Source organism: Burkholderia sp. SIMBA_051 (assembly GCF_046534915.1).
Classification (GTDB): Bacteria; Pseudomonadota; Gammaproteobacteria; order Burkholderiales; family Burkholderiaceae; genus Burkholderia; species Burkholderia ambifaria.
On the sequence record NZ_JAWRXS010000008.1, the window covers coordinates 335583 to 352430 of the forward strand.

Here is a 16848-nt window from a genome sequence, read left to right on the forward strand (position 1 = left end):
GATTTTGACGGTCAAGGCCCGGCGGCCCGATGCGCGAAGCAGCGCAGCAGCGAAACGCCGGAGCGGCGACCAGCAAGAGCAACCGCATGACCCACGGCACGACCCACGTCGGATACACGGATACCACGATCATGAAAGCGCTTCGAGTACTGACCGGCACCCACGCCGGAGCCCAGGTCCGGCTCACGAGCGGCACCTACCGGATCGGCGCGACCGAGCACTCGGATGTCTGCATCAGCGACTGGACGGTCGAGGACATCGAGCTTTGCGTGGGCGAGGACGGTGTGGCGCGGATCCGCTCGGCGAACGGCGATGAGGTGCTCGTGGCGGACTTCGTGGCCGTGCCGTTCGGCGATGTCGTGTTGTGCGTGGGCCCCGATGGCGAAGACTGGCCGCGCGATCTCAATTTGCTGGCGGGCCTCTGGAAGACGGCCGAGCCGCCTGCCGCCGACACCGCGGCGGAGGCCGACGCGGATGGAGACGCGCCGGATCGGGACCCGGCCCATGCGGACGAACCCGGCACCGGCCATGCGCCGGCCGCTTCGCCCAAGGTGCCCTGGCGCACGGCCGTGCTGGCGCTCGCCTGCACCGCTGCGATCGGCGGCATCGCCGTGACCGGTGTGATGTTCGCGGGCACGCAGTCGAGCGAAGCGGCGAGCGTGAGGTTCGACGCCGACGCGCTCGCACGGCAGTTGCAGGAGGCCCTGCACCGCGAAGGCCTCGGCGATCTACAGGCAATCGCACGCAAGGACAGTGTGGCGGTGCGCGGCATCGTGACGAGCGCCGACGAAAGCGCGAAGGCACAGCGGATCATGGACAGCCTCGCGCGCGGCAAGGTGCGGCGCGAATACGACGTTGCGCAGCAAGACGTGGACAACATCCAGCAGTCGCTCGCCGGCACGGGCGCGGCGGTGAGTTACCAAGGCCACGGCATCTTCCGCGTGAGCGGCAGCGTGCAGTCGATGGCGACCTTCCGCACGCTGATAGCAGGTGTCAGGGCCGACCTCGGCGACAACGTCAAGCGCGTCGACGTCGATGTCAAGGAAGCGCAGGCGCTCGCGCCCGATGTCGAGTACACGGCGGTGATCGCCACGGGCGGGCTGCGTTACATCGAGACGCCCGACGGCACGAAACATCTGTTCGCGGGCAGCAAGGACGAAGCAAACAATTGACCTCGACCACCAAAGGAACCGACATGTACGACGCATTGCTTCCCATCGCGCAGGATCTGAACGCGCTGGATGCCACGCTCTCGGCGCCCGACGGCGCGCAACGGGTCGCGCGCATCGCGGCGGCCTTCGACGAAACCGCGCGCCGGATCAGTACGGCCACGCAGTCCGCGGCCGACGAGCGCGAGCGGCTCGATCTGCAAAAGCTCTATCGCGGGATGATCGCGGCGCGCCGCATCGTGCTCACGCTGCAGGAGCGCCACAGCGCCCGTGGCGCGGCGCTTTGACGGCATCCGCGGCGATACGGAAGACGGTTAAACAGTTTGCAGTTGCAGCATCCGGCTGCGCGTCAGCCGGTCCGGACCGGCGGCCACCACGGCCAAGGGCCTTTTACCGAAGCATCAGGCATCAACCAACAGCAGTGCTTTTTCCATCACTTTCTTGTTAAGGGGAATACATCATGTCTTCATCGATCGGAAGCTCGGGCGTCTCGCAAGCTGGTGCACAAAACGCCGACATGGTCGGCCAGATGCAGGCCATGGCCAACCAGAACAACGCCATGACGATGGCCGCCATGCAGATCAACATGCAGCAGCAGGAAACGTCGGCACTCGCGTCCGTCGGCAACAACGGCGCGAAGAACATCGCCGACGCCGCGAAGGGCCAGTAAGCCACTCGCCTTGCCGCAGTCCGTTTGCGCGAGGGGCACGAAAGCGGAAAGCCCGGCTTTCCGGCTACGTGCCCCCGCTTTTTTGCAACCGGGCCGCCATACTTTCGCCGGAGATTGCCGCCCATGAGCAGGGAACGTTTCGTCGAGTTGATTCACGAGGTTTGCGCGGTGGTCGGGCTGCCCGACGCCGAGTATGTCGTCGAGACGCAAACGCTCGAGATCGAAGGGTTCGACGTCCATCTCGACCACCACGAGACCGATCCCGATTCGGTCTATGTCAGCTTTCATTACGGCGCCGTCACGCCCGGCCGGTCGCTCGTCGTTTTCCGGCTCATGCTCGAGGCCAACCTGCTCGTCTACGCGCACGACCAGGCGCAACTGTGCCTCGAATCCGATACGGGCAACGTCGTGCTGCTCGTCCATCTGCCGATGGGCCCGACGATCACCGGCGATTATCTCGCCGATCTCTTCTCGCACTACGCCGAACACGGCCGCTACTGGCAAAACAACATCCTCGAATCGCCCGACGAAATGTTCGAGGGCATCGCGTCGGGCAATTTCATGTGGCTACGGGCGTAAGCCCGGTGAACGCAAGCGCGCGTCAGGCAACGGGCGCATCCGCGCGCATCGATGCCTGACCAGCCGTCGCATCCGTTCGTACACGGCACGTCGCTTCACACTCGCGCCATCGCGGGCGCTCGCCCGATCGGCGCTATGCCGCCACGCGCGGTATCAGCAAGACGAGGCGGCGGCGCATGCCGCCCTCTCCCGCACCGCCGGCATCGGTATCGTCCGCGCGACGCGCGACATCGCCGCTGTGCCGCGCCGGTCCCTCGATGACGAGGCACTCGCCCGGCGCCAGGCTTTCGTCGACGGCCCGATAGCCGCGCGCATCGCGGGGGCGCCCCAGTTCCACGCGCAAGCCGATACGCGACATCGACGCGGCGCCTTCGACCGTCGGTGCAATCGACAGCCAGAGATCGCGGGCGCCGTCGTCGGGCAGGCCATCCTCATCGCGGCGTGCGAGACGTGCCTCGTGGCGGTCGATGACGGCCGGCGAGCGGTCGTGCGTCAGCGCCGTTTGCGACACCTGGATTTCGGCGCGGCCGCTCCTGGCCAATGCCTTTAGCTGCGCGAGCAGCGCGCGGCCGCCGTCGGGCGCGATACCTGCATCGCGGTGCTCGCGCGCGTCCGCCGTCGCCTGCGCCGCGCCTGCCCCGTCGGCCATGTCCGGCGGCAGCGCGGGCCGCAACGCGTCGAGCGCGTCGCCGTCGACATCCACCACCCACGTTTGGACCGATACGAGCTGCGCACGCACGTCCAGGCTGGCGACGAGCGCGCCGTCGGCGTCGATGCGCTCGGCCCGATCGCGTATCAGGATGGAATTCGTGGTCGCATCCGCTTCGATCGCCGGCAACGCCGCATCGAACTCGACGATCCGCGGTGCATCGGAAACGGCGGTCCCGCTCGCGACGGCGGGGTGCTCGAAACGGCGCCGCAAGAGCGTGGCCACGCCGGGCACGACGAGCGTGCGGCCATCGACCACGCGCGTTTCGTCGGCGGCATTCGCGGCACTCAGGCGAAACACCCGCACGGACAAACGCACGCGCTTTTGCGCGTCGCGCTCGAAGCGCTCGGCCGCGGCACGAATACGCTCCACGTAGGTCGCTGGACCGCGCACGTTCACCGTTTGCGCGGCGGCATCCACCGCCAACGGGAAGTGCGTATCGGCAAGACCTGCCTGCTCGAGCGACGCACGCAGCGCTTTCGCGGAAAGGAAGTGAGGCCGGATGGCGACATGCGCCTGCTCGTTCGCGGGCGACACATGCAGGACCGCACCGTCGTAGTACCAGACGAATCCGTACGAACGGCTCATGACATCGAGAAAGCGCTGCGGCGGCATGGCGAAGCGGCCGCTCACGACACCCTCCACTTGACCGTCGATGCGCAGGGCAACGTGCTGCCCCGCTGCGAACGCATTCAGGACCTCCGCGAGGCCCGCGCCGTTCGTCACGTAGACGAAGCGGGCGCCGGGGCCGCCGGCCCACTCGATGCTCGCCGCCTGCGCATGCACGGCGGACACGCAGGCGAAGGCAGCGACGGCGCCGCGCGCGAGCGCTCGCATGCGTGCCGCGCTCATGCGGCGCTTTCCGGCGACGCACCGGCGCCCGACGCATCGGCGCCCGACGCACCGGCGCCCGACGCATCGGCGCCCGACTGATCCACATCCGGCTTGAGGGTCAGGCGGTAACCCGTCGCATAGACCGATTGCACGGTCCAGCCGACGCCGGCCGCCTTCAGGCTCGCACGCAGGCGGCTCACGTACATGTCGACGGAGCGGCTTTGCACGGCCGCATCCCAGCCCCAGACCACGCTCATCAGATCCTGCCTCAGCACGACGGCGCCCGTGTGCCGGGCGAGATGCCAGAGAATGTCGAACTCCTTGGTGCCGAGCTTGTGCGCGACGCCCGCCACCACGAGCGAGCGCGCCTGCTGATCGAGCGCGCATTCGTCGTCGACGAACATCTTGCGGCCCTGCACGTTCATCGGCGCGAAGCGCCGCAGCAGGGCGCGCATGCGCGCGAGCAGCACCTGCCTGTCGTAGGGCTTCACGAGATAGTCGTCGGCACCCGCATCGAGTATGCGCACGATGTCGGACTCCGCCGAGTGCACGGTCTGAAAAATCACGGGCATGATCGATTGCGAGCGGCTGCGGATCTTTTGCAGCAGCTTGTCGCCGGAAACGCCCGGGAGGTCCCAGTCGAGAATCGCGAGATCGGCCCACTGCTCCGAGAGAAATTGCTGCGCGTCGAGCCCGCTGTGAAAAGCGTCGATGTGGTAGCCCTCGCTCTTGAGCCAGGAATGGATGAGCGCGTGATGCGCGACGTCGTCCTCGACGAACAGAATGCGTACGGGTTTGCCTGCAAGCGATTTCATGTGAACCTTTGGTTCTGACGGCCGCGCGGGAGCCGGCGCCCGCTCCGCGCAACGCGTGCCAAACGAATACGGGCCGCGCTCTGACGCCTCACTCGCGGCCCGCCGCGCGCAACGCGCGGTCGGCATCGACGAGCGATGTCGCGTGCGGCTTCGCGGCGACAGGATTCAGGCACGGCAGACGCAGCACGAACATGGTACCGCCTTGTCCGTTGAGCTCGGCGTAAAGCGCGCCGCCGTGCATGCTGACGATCTGCACGGCGAGCTTGAGCCCGAGACCGAAGCCCGTTGCCGTCCGCTTGCCGAGCTTCTCGAAGTCGGTCAGCCGATCGCCCTCGACGAGACCCGGCAGCCCGCCCGCGCGATCGTGGACAACCACCTCGGCGAAACCGTCGGCCTGCCGGACCGACACCGTCACCGCCTCGCCGCGCGGCGACGCGCGAACGGCATTGTCGATGACGTTCTGGACGGCGCGCGCCACGAAGTTGCGCATGCCGCTCACCCAGAGCGGCGCGCTGTCGGGCAGCCACAAGTGTAGCGCGACGCCGCAATAGACGGCGGTGACCTCCAGCTGCGAGATGATCTGGCGCAGCGTCGCGCGCAGATCGAACCGTTTGAAGTCGCGCGCCTGCAAATGCTCGGTCACCGACGAGAAGATGAACTGCTCGCCGAGCGAGAGCACGTACTGCGCGAGCGAGGTGATCTGCTGCATGCCGCCGCAGCGCTCGAACGCGTCGGGGTCGCTCGCATCGAGCTGCGTGAGCGCGCTGATCGAATTGAGCGGCGAGCGCAGATCGTGCAGCAAAAAGCGCAGCGACATGGCCCGCTCGTCGAGCGAGCGCGCGAACGGCGTCACGTCCGTCACGGCGATGACGGATTCGCCCGCCCCCGCACCGGCGCACGCACCGGCGGGGCCCGCCTGAATCCAGAAGGTCGAATCGTCCACGCGTACCTCGCGGCCCGCTTCGAAATCGCGCAGCCGCGGCACGTCCGTCATCTCGAAGCGCTCGCTCAGCGCCACGCTGAAATCGACGCCCGCGGGCAGCGTCATCGCCAGCATCTCGAGCGCGCGCGCGTTCGCGTGAACGACCGCGCCCGCCCGATCGAGCACGATCACCCCGCACGGCAGCCCGTGGAGCGTGCCGCGCAGGCGGCGCGCGTCGTCGTCGGACAGGCGGCGATCGGCGGCGCCCTCGCCGCATGCGTCGGCGGGCAAGCCCGATTGAGTGGGCCGCGGCTCGGACTGCTGCCCGGGCTGCGCGCCGGGCAGCGAATGCGGCTGAGTATGGGATTCGTTCACATGGCCTCCTGCATTCCCCGGTGCGGGCGGTTGCGGTGAATCACGGCGAGATGACGCGCGGCGACAGCAGGAAGAGCCGCTCCATGTGGCTCTTCTGGCGGCTGTCGGTCCTGAAGAGCGCGCCGATCAACGGAATCTTCGAGAGCCCGGGCACCCCGGTCACGCCCATCGTCGCGGTGTCGGCGCGATAGCCGGCGATGAGCAGCGCCTGCCCCTCCTCGATGAACGCCTGCGTGTTGATCGTGCTGTTCTGGATCACCGGCAGGTTGCTGACCGTCCGATCGGTGAGCTGGCCGTCCTGAATCGCCACGTCGAGCTTGATACGCGTGCGCCCATCCTCCTCCACGACCATCGGCAGCACACGCAGCGAGATGCCCGTCGACACGCTGTAGAGGTCGCCCGACGTGTATCCCGACACCGGCACGAAAAACTGCGTCTGGTTGTCCATCACGGCCTCGATGTTGTTGAGCGTGACGACCTTCGGGCTCGCGTCGATCTTGGCGGCCTTCGTCTCCTGCAGCGCCGAGATGCGTGCCATCAGATAGCGGCCGGCGTCGCCGAGCACCGCGGCCACCGATGCGCCCACGGGCGTTGCCGCCGCGAGCACGTTGCCCGCCAGCGCCGTCTGGCCGAAGTTCTGCGAGAGCGTGCCGTTGTAGGTGCTCTGTCCGAGCGTGCCGGTACCGGTCTGCACGTCGATGTGGCTGTTGTGCGCGGTCCAGTCGACGCCGAGCTGACGCAGCGCGTCGTCGTCGATCTCGATGATGTGCGCCTCGATCTCGATCAGTTGCGGTTTGACGTCGAGGCGATCGATCAGTTTGCCGTACTGATCCATCCGGTCGGCCGTATCGCGAATCACGACGGAGTTCGTGCGCTGGTCCGCGACGATGACGGGCAGTTGATCGTCGCTCGCCGGCGCCGTGCTCGTGTTCTGCGGCGGCGGCGGCGGCTCGCCCACCGCCGCCGCCACGGCCGGCGAAGGCTGCCCGGTGAGCCCGGCGAACATGCCCTTGCCGGCCGCGCCCGACGGCACCGGCGGCGGAATGTACGGGCCGTTGTAGGCATTGCCGTTCACGTCGTTGATCGGCGTGTTGCGCTTCACGCCGCCCGCCGGGCGGCCGCCCTCGCCCTCGCCGCGCTTGTCGGCGGCCTTGGCCGCGTGCGGGTGGTAGATGCCGTTGAGTACGGCCACCACGCCCTGCAGCGTGACCTGCCGGCCGTCGATTGGCACCGTGCGGTCGTGCGCCCACGCGTGAAAGAGCGGAAAGACGCGTACCTGCGTGCCGCTTCGATGCGCCGCGTTGTTGTCGAGCCGCGAGGCCACGTTCGTCACCATCTGCACGTAGCGAGGCGGCCCGCTCACGAGCGCCGTGCCCTGCGCGCTGTCGTAGACGATCGGAAAGCGCTCGTCGGAGATGCGCAGGCGCTCGAGCGCATCGCGCAGCGCGCCCGTATCGGCCGAATCGAGCTTCACGAGCGTGCTCTGCAGTTCGGCGGCCGTCGTGATGTCGAGCACTTCGCCGTCGTAGTACCACACGAAGCCGAACGACGACGCGAGCGTATCGAGAAAGCGCCGCGGCGGCAGATGGAACTTGCCGCTCACGGTGCCGCTCACATCGGCGGCGATGCGCGTGGGGATGCCCTGGCTCGCGCCGAAGTCGCGCAGCACATCCTTGATGTCCTTGCCCTGCGCTTCGTAATCGACGATCGACGCCTTCCAGCGCACGGCCGCCGCCTCGGCGACGGGGGCCGTCGCCCCGAATGCGAGCGCGGCGGCGAGGGCCACGGTGCCCAGTCGGCGAGCCCAGTTCATGACGCGCTGCCTGCGATGAAACGTACGCGGCGCCGCCCGGTGCTTCTCCGACACATAGACAAAGTTTTCATGTAAGTTCCGACTATCTTTCATAGGAAGGGCATTGACGATGAACGTTCCGAGTCACGAACGTCGCGACCTGACGCGCGAGATTCTCGAATTGATCGACCTGCGGCAGACTTTCACCGACATCCATATCGAGCAGGACCGGCCGATCATGATCAAGGCGCCGCGCGGCTGGCTCGCCGTCGGCGAGGAGCCCGTGCTCCACGACGAAATGCTGCCCACGCTGGCCTCGATCGAACCGGACTGGGAGGCGCTGCTTCAGCACGGCGCGATCGATCGCCCGTTCGTGCTCACGCGCTGCCGCCTTCGCTGCAACATCTACCGCACCAATGGCGGCCGCAAGCTCGTCATCTCGATCCGCCGCCTGCCGCTGCAGCCGCTCGCGCTCGACAAGCTCGGCCTGCCCGCCTACGTGCGCTCGATGATCGACAGCGCCAAGGGGCTGATCCTCGTGACGGGCCCGACCGGCTCGGGAAAGACGACGACCATCGCGTCGCTGCTCGAGCACATCAACCGCACGCGCAACAGCCACATCGTCACGATCGAAGAGCCGATCGAATACGAACTCGAGGGCCGCACGTCGATCGTCTCGCAGCGGCAAGTGCCCACCGACACGCCGAGCTTCTCGGCCGGCCTGCGCGAGGCGCTGCGGCAAAAACCCGACGTCATCATGGTGGGCGAGGTGCGCGACCCCGAGACGGCGGAGACGGCGCTGCAGGCCGGCGAATCCGGCCACCTCGTGCTCGCGACGATGCACACGGGCAGCGCGATCGGCACGCTCACGCGGCTGCTGTCGTTTTTTCCGGCCGAGCAGCGCGAGCGCTATGCGGCCGCGCTCGCGAACTGCCTCATCGGCGTGATCTGCCAATGCCTCGTGCCGACGGAGGATGGCGAGAACTTCGTGCTCGCAAGCGAACTGCTCTTCAACAACAATCAGCAGATCAGCGGCCTGCTGACCGATCCGGGCAAGCTGCCGTACCTTGCCGAGTTCATGAAGCGCAAGGAAGACAACATGTCGCGCATGCTCAACGACCACCTCTTCAGCCTCGTATCGAAGCAGCAATGCCTGCCGCGCGACGTGCTGCGCGCGACCTACAACCGGCTCGAGCTGCACGAAATGCTGCAGACGCTCGCGCCGCACTGAGCCCGCGCGAAGGCGGTGCCGGCGCAATGGCGCCGCTTTCGCCCGTCGCGCCGTGCGTGGCGGTGCTGCGAAGGTGTGCGGTGTCGATGGGCTCACGGTCGGGCGCTCAGTAGTAGGAGTTGATCGTCCAGCCCGCCGCGACGGGCGTGTTCCAGACCGTCTGGCCGGACTCCCCGCAAAAGCTGCTGACCCACGGCGTCGTGATACCGGCGTACGTCGCCCAGTTCGTCGTCACGACGATCGTATAGGTGCCAGGCGTGCCCGCCTGGGACAGCGCGTTGTTGATCCCGCCCGAATCGTCCTGAAGCGTCGGCGTCTGGCTCTCCGTATGCCCGAGGTTGTGGTTGCCGCTGTCGGTGATGTCGATGCTCTGCGAGAGCTGCGCCCGGTTGCCGGTGGGGCCGTTGCACATGCCGTCGTTCAGGTGCGCCCACGTGGACGCGACGATGATCCCCGGCTTGGTGAGGTTGACGGTCATCCTGAACGTATACGAGTACGTACCGTTGCTGCCGTTGTACGAATAGGCGCCCGATTGGAAGTTCGTCGCCGGCTGGCCCGTGCAGGCCGAGTAATCGCCCGCGCCGTTCGGGTTGGCCATCACGAGCTGACAGCCCGTGAGCGATGACGCCGGCTCGATTTCGCTTTGCGTTTGCCACTTGCCGCCGCGGCACGACAGCACGCGCCCGTTCGCATCGGTGGAGACGAGCGTCGTGCTCGCCGACGCGGGGGCGATGGCCGAATTCTGCGGCGCGGGCGGGCATGGGTCGCCGACGGTGTGCGCGTTGCCGAGCGCGAGATTGCCCGCTTCGTCCACCGCCAGCGCCTCCCATGTGGCGCCGTTGTACGCATAGGCCCGATTCGCCGCGGTGGTGAGCCGCACGTCGCCCTGATGCGCGGCAACGCCCCCGAGCGCCGCTTCGTCGGCCACCGGTTCGCGCCAGTGATAGGCCGCCTGCGGCACCCAGAGGTTCTGCGTTCCATCGCAATTCAGGACGTTGCCCAAAGCGTCGGCCGCGATGGCGCCGGGCTGCGTACAGGCGGCATAGTCGATCTGCCGCGCGAGCACGATCGGCACTTGCATCGTGTTCGCCTGCGGATTGCCCGGCACGGCCACGCGGTACAGATAGTCGACGTTCTGCGCCTGCGTGCCGTCGTAGAAAATCAGGCTCGCCAGATGTCCCGTGCCCGTTTTCGAGCTTGTGCAGGAGGTATTCGCCGGGTTGGGCGTATCGATCTTCCAGGTGCCGAAGGCGCCGATGGCCGCGCCGATCGCATTGTTCGCCGCCTGGATCGAACCGCCGCCCGGGCCGGCGTTCGCCGCGATGTAGCCGAGTTCGGGATCGGCAATGGTCCGGCCGCCCTCCGTGACAAGCAGCGCCTGCAACGCCACCGGATTGGCGCCGCCCGGGGCCGCGTAGACGAGCAGGCACGGCACCTGACCATAGGGGTTCGTGCCGCTCAACGCATTCGACAGGTAGGTCGACAGCTGATACGTCGAGCCGGTCATTTTCGCGATCACCGGCGAGGTGGTCGTGGCCTGGGCCGCGAGCGCCGTGTAGTTCTGTTGAATGAGCCGCGTGGCAGCCGCCGTCAGCTGCGACTGATAAAGCGCGGCCTGCTGCGCGCGCGTATCGTCGAGCGACGAGTTCGTGAGCGTTACGACGCCCGCCATCATCAATGCGGCGAGCGCAAGCACGGCCAGCATCTCCACCATCGTGAAGCCGGACATGCGGCGAGCCGGCCGCACGCGGGGGCCGGGGCGCCGCATGCCGTTGCGGGCAAGGGTACGGGTGCACTCAGTCATACGCTTGCGCCATCCATACCGGCATGCCGTTCGGGATCGTGTTCGCCAATGCGGCCGGCAGCGGCACGGCCGGGTTGCCGGGGGACACGAGATTGGCGCCGAGCGCCACGCCGGCCAGCGCCGAGCCCTGCGCGATCTGCTCGATGCCGTCGACCGCGGCCGCGGCCGACGCCGACGCCGACGCCGCATAGACCACGACCAGGCTGCCCGCATAGCCGGTATTGGGCTGCACGTAGTTCCGCCACATCGGATTGGGAATGGTCGCCCCGAGGTAGGGCGCGAGGCTCGCCGCCGGCACGCTGCCGGCGAACGACGGGTTGGCGCGCGCGAAGGCCACCACGGCCTGCCGGTAGGCGCTCATGTTCGCCGCGAGCGCCATCGCCGACGGCGCGAGCGGCGCCGGCGCCGCCTCGGCGCCGAGCAGCGCGTAGGCACCGGTAAGCATCGCGAAGGCGGCGACGATCCAGATCAGGAACATGGCGGGCGGCTCGTGGCGTCAATCGGAGCGAAGGCCGATACTCGGGCCTCGATCAGGCGGAGGTCCAGATGATGGTCTTCGCATCACCGGCACACGCTGCCTGAGCGGCGGCGGGCGTTACCGGCACGGTTTGCGCCGAGCCGCCGATCGAGACGGCTGTCCAGGTGCCGCCAGCAGATGCCGCGTTGATGCATACGTCCGTCGGCACGGAATCAAATTCGATCGTGAATGTACCGGTGCCAGCGCCCGTAACGGTTACTGCGCCCCCCCAGGCATCGGTGACGGTATTTGCCGCGGTGTCGATGACGAGCGTAGTCGGGATGATGCCGGCGGCAATGGCGACGGTGGTCGTCAACCCGGTGTAGCCGTTGGTCTGCCCCATATACAGCTTCTTGACGCCGGTCTGGATGGCCGTCACCTGCTCGGCCGTCTGATTCGACGAAGCACTGCCGAATGCGCCGCGCAGCAGCGCAATGGCACCGATGACGACGATTGCGGCGATCCCGAGATAGGCGATCGCCTCGAGCAGGGTGGCGCCACGCTGCATGCGCCGCGACCCACGGCTGCCCACCCTGGCGCGAATCGATGCGACGGTCTTGACATTCATGTTGCTCTCCTTGGTTTCCTCAATCGACACTAGAGAAAGACGTGCCATCTGCTTTCAACACCCGTTCGTTTGCACTGCGCTTGCACGTCATTACACGGCACGCTCAATGCAGACTCCGAGCCAAAGCCGCAATTTCCTGCTGAATTCCGAAGAAGCCGCTGATGAGCCACGACAGCACGAGCGCGAGCACGACGATCGCCGCGCCGTTGACCACGCGCATCTGCGCCTCGATCGTCTCCACGCCGTCGGTCATCCATTCGCTGGCGATCGCGTGCAGCGCCTCGGCGAAGCCCTTGTATTCGGCATACACACACAGATCGTCGACGATCTCCTCGGAAGGAAACCGGTAGCCGGCGTTCTTCATCGCCTCGCCGACGTTGAGCCCCGACTTCACGCCGAAGAGCATGTCGTCGATTCGCTGCCTGAGCCACGGCTCCGCATCGGTGGCCAGCCGCGCGAGCGAGCGTTCGACCGTGAAGCCCGCCGCCTGCAGCGACGAAAACGCGACGAGAAAACCGCAGCCCGTAATGAGCCGATAGATCGAGTAAGGCGGGTAGCGGTCGAGCCAGACCCGCACGTTGCCGGACCAGCGCGGCATCGAGTAAAAGAGCGCCGCGACGAGGATCGCGAGCACCACGAGGCAGTAGATCATGCCGCCCTGCACGAACCGGGACAGCTCGTAGAGCGACTTCGCCACGCCGTGCCAGCGCTCGGGGCTCACGATCGACGCGAAGCGCGGAATCACGAGCTTGCCGAACAGGTACACGTAGCCGATCGTCATCGCCACGATCACGCACGGGTAGGTCAACCCGCCGACGATGGCCGTGCGGATCCGGCGGCTGTACTGCACGACGGTGCACACGTTCAGCAGCGCGGCCTCGAGGCGTCCCGACTGCTCGCCGGCCATGACGATCATCTGCTCGGTATGCGGCACCCACCACGCCATTGCCTCGGCCAGCATGCCGCCGTTTTGCACGACGCTGCGCCAGTCCGCGAGCGTCAATGCCAGCGGCTCGTTCGGCTTGCGGCCCTCGTGCGACGCACGCAACTCGAGCTCCTCGAGAATCTTGAGCAACGGCAAACCGTTCGCGAGCATTTTCGCGATCTTGCGATAGAGCCGCAGGCGCGCCTGCGTCGTGAATTGCAGGCGCGCCCAGCGCCGGTTGAGTTCAAGTGCCATAGCCGCTTCCGAGCGGCTGCGGCCGCCCCCCGCTGCCCGGCATGAACGGGCCGACCACGCGCTCCGCCATGCGCGGATCGATGAGGCCCGCCGCCACTTTTTCGAGCGCGTGCTGCGCGACCGTCTGCCCCGCGAGCTCGCTGAGCCAGTACGCCTGTGCATCGGGCTTGCGCCCGGCGCGCAGCAATTCGCAAAACGTCGCGTCGGTACGCACGACCTCGGCCACCACGGTCCGGCCGACCGTGCCGTTCTTGCAATGCGGGCAACCGGGCCCGGCCACGCGCACCGCGTCGAACCGCGCGCCGACGGCCCGCTTCACGCGCGCGACGAGCCCCATGTCGAGCTGCGCCATCGCCTCGGCCAGCGGGCGCGAGCAGTGCGGACACAGCAGCTTGGCGAGCCGCTGGCTGATGAGCCCCGTGACGAGCGATTCGTCCGTCACCATCGCGATCGGCAAGCCGAGATCGACGAGACGGTCCACGATCGCGAGCGCGCCGTTCGCGTGCACCGTCGTCCAGACCTGATGGCCCGTCATCGCGGCGCGCAACGCGCTTTGCGCCGAAGCGCGGTCGCGCACCTCGCCGATCATGATCGTATCGGGATCGAGCCGCATCGCATTCGCGATCGCGGCGGCGAACGCGAGCGAGCGCGCCTCTTCCGTCGGCGCGTTGACGACGGGCGTCTGCACGGCGCCCTCGATCGGGTACTCCACCGGGTCTTCCACGGTGATGACGTGGATCGAGCCGGCCATCTCGCGCAGTTGCTTCGTCAGCACGCGCTGCAACGTCGTGGATTTGCCCGAGCCGGTCGGGCCGCTGATGATGTTCATGCCGTGCGGCTGCTGCGCGAGCAGCTCGAACGCGTTCGCCTGCGCCACCGTGAAGCCGAGCTCGGTCAGGGCCGTCGCCTCGCCCGCATCGTTGTAGAGCAGCCGCAGCACCATGACGCTGCCGACGCTCGTGGGCGCCGTCGCGATCCGCACGCCGAACAGCCGGTCCGGCAGCTTGTCGCGATCGCCGATGGCCGCGTCCTGGCGTTCGTTCGGCTTGTAGGTGTTGTCCGATACGCTCGACATCGCCGCATACAGCGTGGCGAGCAGCCGCTCGCCGTACTCGCGCGTCTGCTCCGAAATGCGCACGAGTTCGTTGTGGATGCGAAAAAGAATCTCCGTGCTGAAGCGGTTCACACGGATATGGATATCCGACGCACGCTCGTCGCACGCCCGCGCGATCAGGTTCTTCGCGAGGACCTGCATCCGCGTGTGATCGATGCGCTCGGCACTGCCGTCGCGGCGCGGGCCCTGATAGCTGCGCCTGATCGCATCGAGTGTCACGAGCCGCGTCGTATAGTGGCAATTGAGCCGTTCGAGCCTCGCGCAGTACGACAGCACGAACGGATTCATTTCGTGCCCTTCGGCAACGAGCAGCGTGCCGTCGTCGAGCAGACAGAGAAACTTGCGCTCCTCGTCGCTCGCGGCGAACTCGCCGCTGTCGGAAAGCGGGCGCGCCACTGCGGCGAGCGGCAGCGCCTGCCCCGGCGGCTGGCTTTGCGACGCTGTTTGCGCGGGCTGCACCGAAGCGGCGGCGGCAGCGGCCACGGCGCTCAGCACCCGCTCGCGTGGCCGCGCAACGGGCGCGAGAGCCGGCCCGGCCGGGGCCGCCGGCTGACCCTGCGTAACAGACGGATCGGTTTCGACCGGCTTCACGGCGCGCGAGAGAATCAGCGGCGTCACGCTTGTGGGCGTCTTGCCCGGAGGTGTCGGAGACGAACTCATGGCATCACCTCGCAGGCATCGGCAAAGCAGGCAGCGTCGGCACCGGCGGCACGCCGGGCGAGCCTGTCGACGCCACGTTGCGCGCGGGCTGCTGCCGCGCGCTCGCGGAGACGGTCAGCGTCGTGCGCCGTCCGTCTTGCGATGCGAGGACGATCGCACCCGGGCGAACGGCCGCCACGCGCATGCCGTTGGGCAGCGTATCGCCGGGCCCGACGTCGAACTCCGCGCCGTCGCTCGTCGACACCGTTGCGCTGAGCTTCTTGCCGAGCCCTTGTGTCGCCACGAGCGACACGTCCGAATACGAGGAGACGGTACTGCCCATCCGGTGCAGCGCTTCTTGCCGCTCCGCCACCTGCGCCTGCGCATCGAGCTTTTTCAGCTGGGCCTTGAGGATCATCGTTTCCTCCTGTAGCCGCATCAGTTCGTTGGCTGCCTGCACGGCGGCCGGTGTCGGAACGACGTTCAGGCGCGGCGCCGCTTCAGCGGGCGCGGCGGCCGTGGCAGCCGCGGTGCTGGCCGCGCCGGACGCGGCCAACGGCCACGCGCAGCAGCAGGCGAGCACCAGCACAGTCAATGCATCGTCATTTCTCATAGAGCACTCCGTCGAGCGTCCACTGCCCGGATTTGTATGAAAGCGTCTCGACGCGCACGCCCGGCTCGTCGAGATACCTGATGAGGCTGTCGGGCCGCACGCCGCCCAGTTGCGCCGACATGCGCCAGGTCTGCCAGCTCGGCGCCGGGGGCGGGCCGCCGCCCGGATGCAGCCGGTCCAGCGTTTGCGAAGCGACGCTGCGCTGCGGCGCGCTTGCCGGCTGCAGCGTGAACGTCAGGCCGATGCCCAGCAACTGGAAGGCGGACAGCATGCGCAAGCGCACGCCGCGCACGCCATCGATCACTTCGTCTCCCCCCGCGGGCAATGCCAGCGGCTCCACGTAGCTCGCATGCTCGCCGTTGCCGTCGATCGTCGCGCGCGGCTCCGCCGCCATCAGCATCGCCACGTTCGATCCGTCCCGCGACCAGCTGTAGCTGACGTTCGACGCGCGGCAAACGTAGTCGTCGAGTTCCCAGCCGCCCGGCGCGATGTGCGTGAAGTGATCGACGCACGCGCGAACGAACGCATCGGGCCGCGGCTCGCCGGCCCACGGGTGCGCGGCTTCGGGCGGTGCCGCGGGCTTGGGCGGATGCAGCGCGAGCTCCGCGCGCATCCGCTCGAACGCCTGCTGCCGCTCGACTTCCATACGGTGGCGCCGGTACGCGACGATGCCGGCCACAACCGCGGCCGCCACCACGATCGCGACGGCGGCCAGCAGCACCTCGCGCCGCGGTGCGCGCCGCGAGACACGCGACAGATTCAGCCAGCGCGGCAAATGCGGCTTGCCGCCCCGGCGCGGGATCATGTCCTCGATGCGCCGCGCGTAGAAGTTGTGGAACCCCTGCACTTCCAGCTGCGGATCGCCGATGACGACGTTCCAGCCGCCGAGGCTGTAATCGCTGTGCAGCCGCTCGAACACTTCTTCGCTGGAACCGATCCGATCGCCGTTCGGCAGGAATGCGCCGTCGCGCACGGCGAAGTAGGCCCAGCGCCCGTCGGGCAGATGGAACGCACCGAGCCAGTTGGGCGCCGGCTGCTGGCGTCCGTCGTAGAACGCGCCTTCGGTCGCGATTGTCTTCGACACGAGCGCGCCGAGCGACGGCAAGCCCAGTTGCGCGCCCTCGCGCGTGCTCGCGAAACCCGCGCCCGCGAAGGTGCGGTCGATACGCAGCACCATCGCATCGAAATTCAGGCGCGCGGCGAGTTCCACGGCCTCCGCGCGCAGCGCGTGCCGGCGCGACAGCGATTGCCAGAAAAGGCCGCATATGAAACGCTGCCGGCCGATCTGGATGACTTGCGTCGCCATGAAGGATCCTG

At 67.8% G+C, this 16848-nt stretch carries 16 protein-coding genes; 5 read left to right on the top strand and 11 right to left on the bottom strand.

The genetic code is table 11. From position 1 onward, the window contains the following. Positions 1 to 29: 29 nt before the first annotated feature. The 4 genes from hrpD5 to SB771_RS21810 all read left to right on the top strand — a co-directional run bounded on the left by hrpD5 (position 30) and on the right by SB771_RS21810 (position 2418). Entirely contained in the window at positions 30 to 1172 is a 1143-nt protein-coding gene (hrpD5, locus tag SB771_RS21795; RefSeq protein ID WP_244096873.1) for an HrpD5 family protein, read from the top strand. A 23-nt stretch (positions 1173 to 1195) separates the two neighbouring features. Next, positions 1196 to 1456 (top strand): hypothetical protein, encoded by a 261-nt coding sequence (locus tag SB771_RS21800; protein ID WP_011660757.1) that lies wholly within the window; start codon positions 1196 to 1198, stop codon positions 1454 to 1456. A 173-nt stretch (positions 1457 to 1629) separates the two neighbouring features. Then, the gene (locus tag SB771_RS21805) at positions 1630 to 1839 is read left to right on the top strand and encodes a hypothetical protein (RefSeq protein ID WP_011660758.1); all 210 of its coding nucleotides are present in this window, start codon (positions 1630 to 1632) and stop codon (positions 1837 to 1839) included. 123 nt (positions 1840 to 1962) lie between these two features. Then, positions 1963 to 2418, top strand: coding sequence for a CesT family type III secretion system chaperone (locus tag SB771_RS21810; protein ID WP_011660759.1), 456 nt, complete (start codon positions 1963 to 1965; stop codon positions 2416 to 2418). Between the two features lie 133 nt (positions 2419 to 2551). Here the strand turns inward: SB771_RS21810 and SB771_RS21815 are convergent, their stop codons facing one another. From SB771_RS21815 to sctC, 4 genes are all read right to left on the bottom strand, one after another. Next, the gene (locus SB771_RS21815) at positions 2552 to 3979 is read right to left on the bottom strand and encodes a secretin N-terminal domain-containing protein (protein WP_175662431.1); all 1428 of its coding nucleotides are present in this window, start codon (positions 3977 to 3979) and stop codon (positions 2552 to 2554) included. Then, the gene (locus SB771_RS21820; protein WP_175662430.1) at positions 3976 to 4776 is read right to left on the bottom strand and encodes a response regulator transcription factor; all 801 of its coding nucleotides are present in this window, start codon (positions 4774 to 4776) and stop codon (positions 3976 to 3978) included. Before SB771_RS21820 ends, SB771_RS21815 begins: the two co-directional genes overlap by 4 nt. An 88-nt stretch (positions 4777 to 4864) precedes the next feature. Further along, positions 4865 to 6073, bottom strand: coding sequence for a PAS domain-containing sensor histidine kinase (locus tag SB771_RS21825; RefSeq protein WP_175662429.1), 1209 nt, complete (start codon positions 6071 to 6073; stop codon positions 4865 to 4867). Between the two features lie 40 nt (positions 6074 to 6113). Then, positions 6114 to 7886 carry a type III secretion system outer membrane ring subunit SctC gene (gene sctC, locus SB771_RS21830; protein WP_175662428.1) on the bottom strand — a complete coding sequence of 591 codons (1773 nt, stop codon included), beginning with the start codon at positions 7884 to 7886 and terminating at the stop codon, positions 6114 to 6116. Between the two features lie 109 nt (positions 7887 to 7995). Between sctC and SB771_RS21835 the strand changes: the two genes are divergently transcribed. Continuing rightward, positions 7996 to 9096 carry a type IV pilus twitching motility protein PilT gene (locus SB771_RS21835; RefSeq protein WP_006750710.1) on the top strand — a complete coding sequence of 367 codons (1101 nt, stop codon included), beginning with the start codon at positions 7996 to 7998 and terminating at the stop codon, positions 9094 to 9096. 106 nt (positions 9097 to 9202) lie between these two features. On the opposite strand, the gene pilV is transcribed toward SB771_RS21835, so the two are convergent. The 7 genes from pilV to pilO2 all read right to left on the bottom strand — a co-directional run bounded on the left by pilV (position 9203) and on the right by pilO2 (position 16837). Further along, positions 9203 to 10900 carry a shufflon system plasmid conjugative transfer pilus tip adhesin PilV gene (gene pilV / locus SB771_RS21840; RefSeq protein ID WP_175662427.1) on the bottom strand — a complete coding sequence of 566 codons (1698 nt, stop codon included), beginning with the start codon at positions 10898 to 10900 and terminating at the stop codon, positions 9203 to 9205. Next, complete coding sequence (gene pilM, locus SB771_RS21845; RefSeq protein ID WP_175662426.1) at positions 10893 to 11378, bottom strand: type IV pilus biogenesis protein PilM; 486 nt, start codon at positions 11376 to 11378, stop codon at positions 10893 to 10895. Before pilM ends, pilV begins: the two co-directional genes overlap by 8 nt. A 52-nt stretch (positions 11379 to 11430) precedes the next feature. Beyond that, entirely contained in the window at positions 11431 to 11985 is a 555-nt protein-coding gene (locus SB771_RS21850) for a type 4 pilus major pilin (protein WP_175662425.1), read from the bottom strand. A gap of 103 nt (positions 11986 to 12088) precedes the next feature. Beyond that, positions 12089 to 13165, bottom strand: coding sequence for a type II secretion system F family protein (locus SB771_RS21855; protein WP_175662424.1), 1077 nt, complete (start codon positions 13163 to 13165; stop codon positions 12089 to 12091). Beyond that, the gene (locus tag SB771_RS21860) at positions 13155 to 14939 is read right to left on the bottom strand and encodes a GspE/PulE family protein (RefSeq protein ID WP_175662423.1); all 1785 of its coding nucleotides are present in this window, start codon (positions 14937 to 14939) and stop codon (positions 13155 to 13157) included. Before SB771_RS21860 ends, SB771_RS21855 begins: the two co-directional genes overlap by 11 nt. A gap of 4 nt (positions 14940 to 14943) precedes the next feature. Next, positions 14944 to 15531 carry a type IV pilus biogenesis protein PilP gene (gene pilP / locus SB771_RS21865; protein ID WP_175662422.1) on the bottom strand — a complete coding sequence of 196 codons (588 nt, stop codon included), beginning with the start codon at positions 15529 to 15531 and terminating at the stop codon, positions 14944 to 14946. Then, positions 15521 to 16837, bottom strand: coding sequence for a type 4b pilus protein PilO2 (pilO2, locus tag SB771_RS21870; RefSeq protein WP_175662421.1), 1317 nt, complete (start codon positions 16835 to 16837; stop codon positions 15521 to 15523). Before pilO2 ends, pilP begins: the two co-directional genes overlap by 11 nt. Between the last annotated feature and the right edge of the window lie 11 nt (positions 16838 to 16848).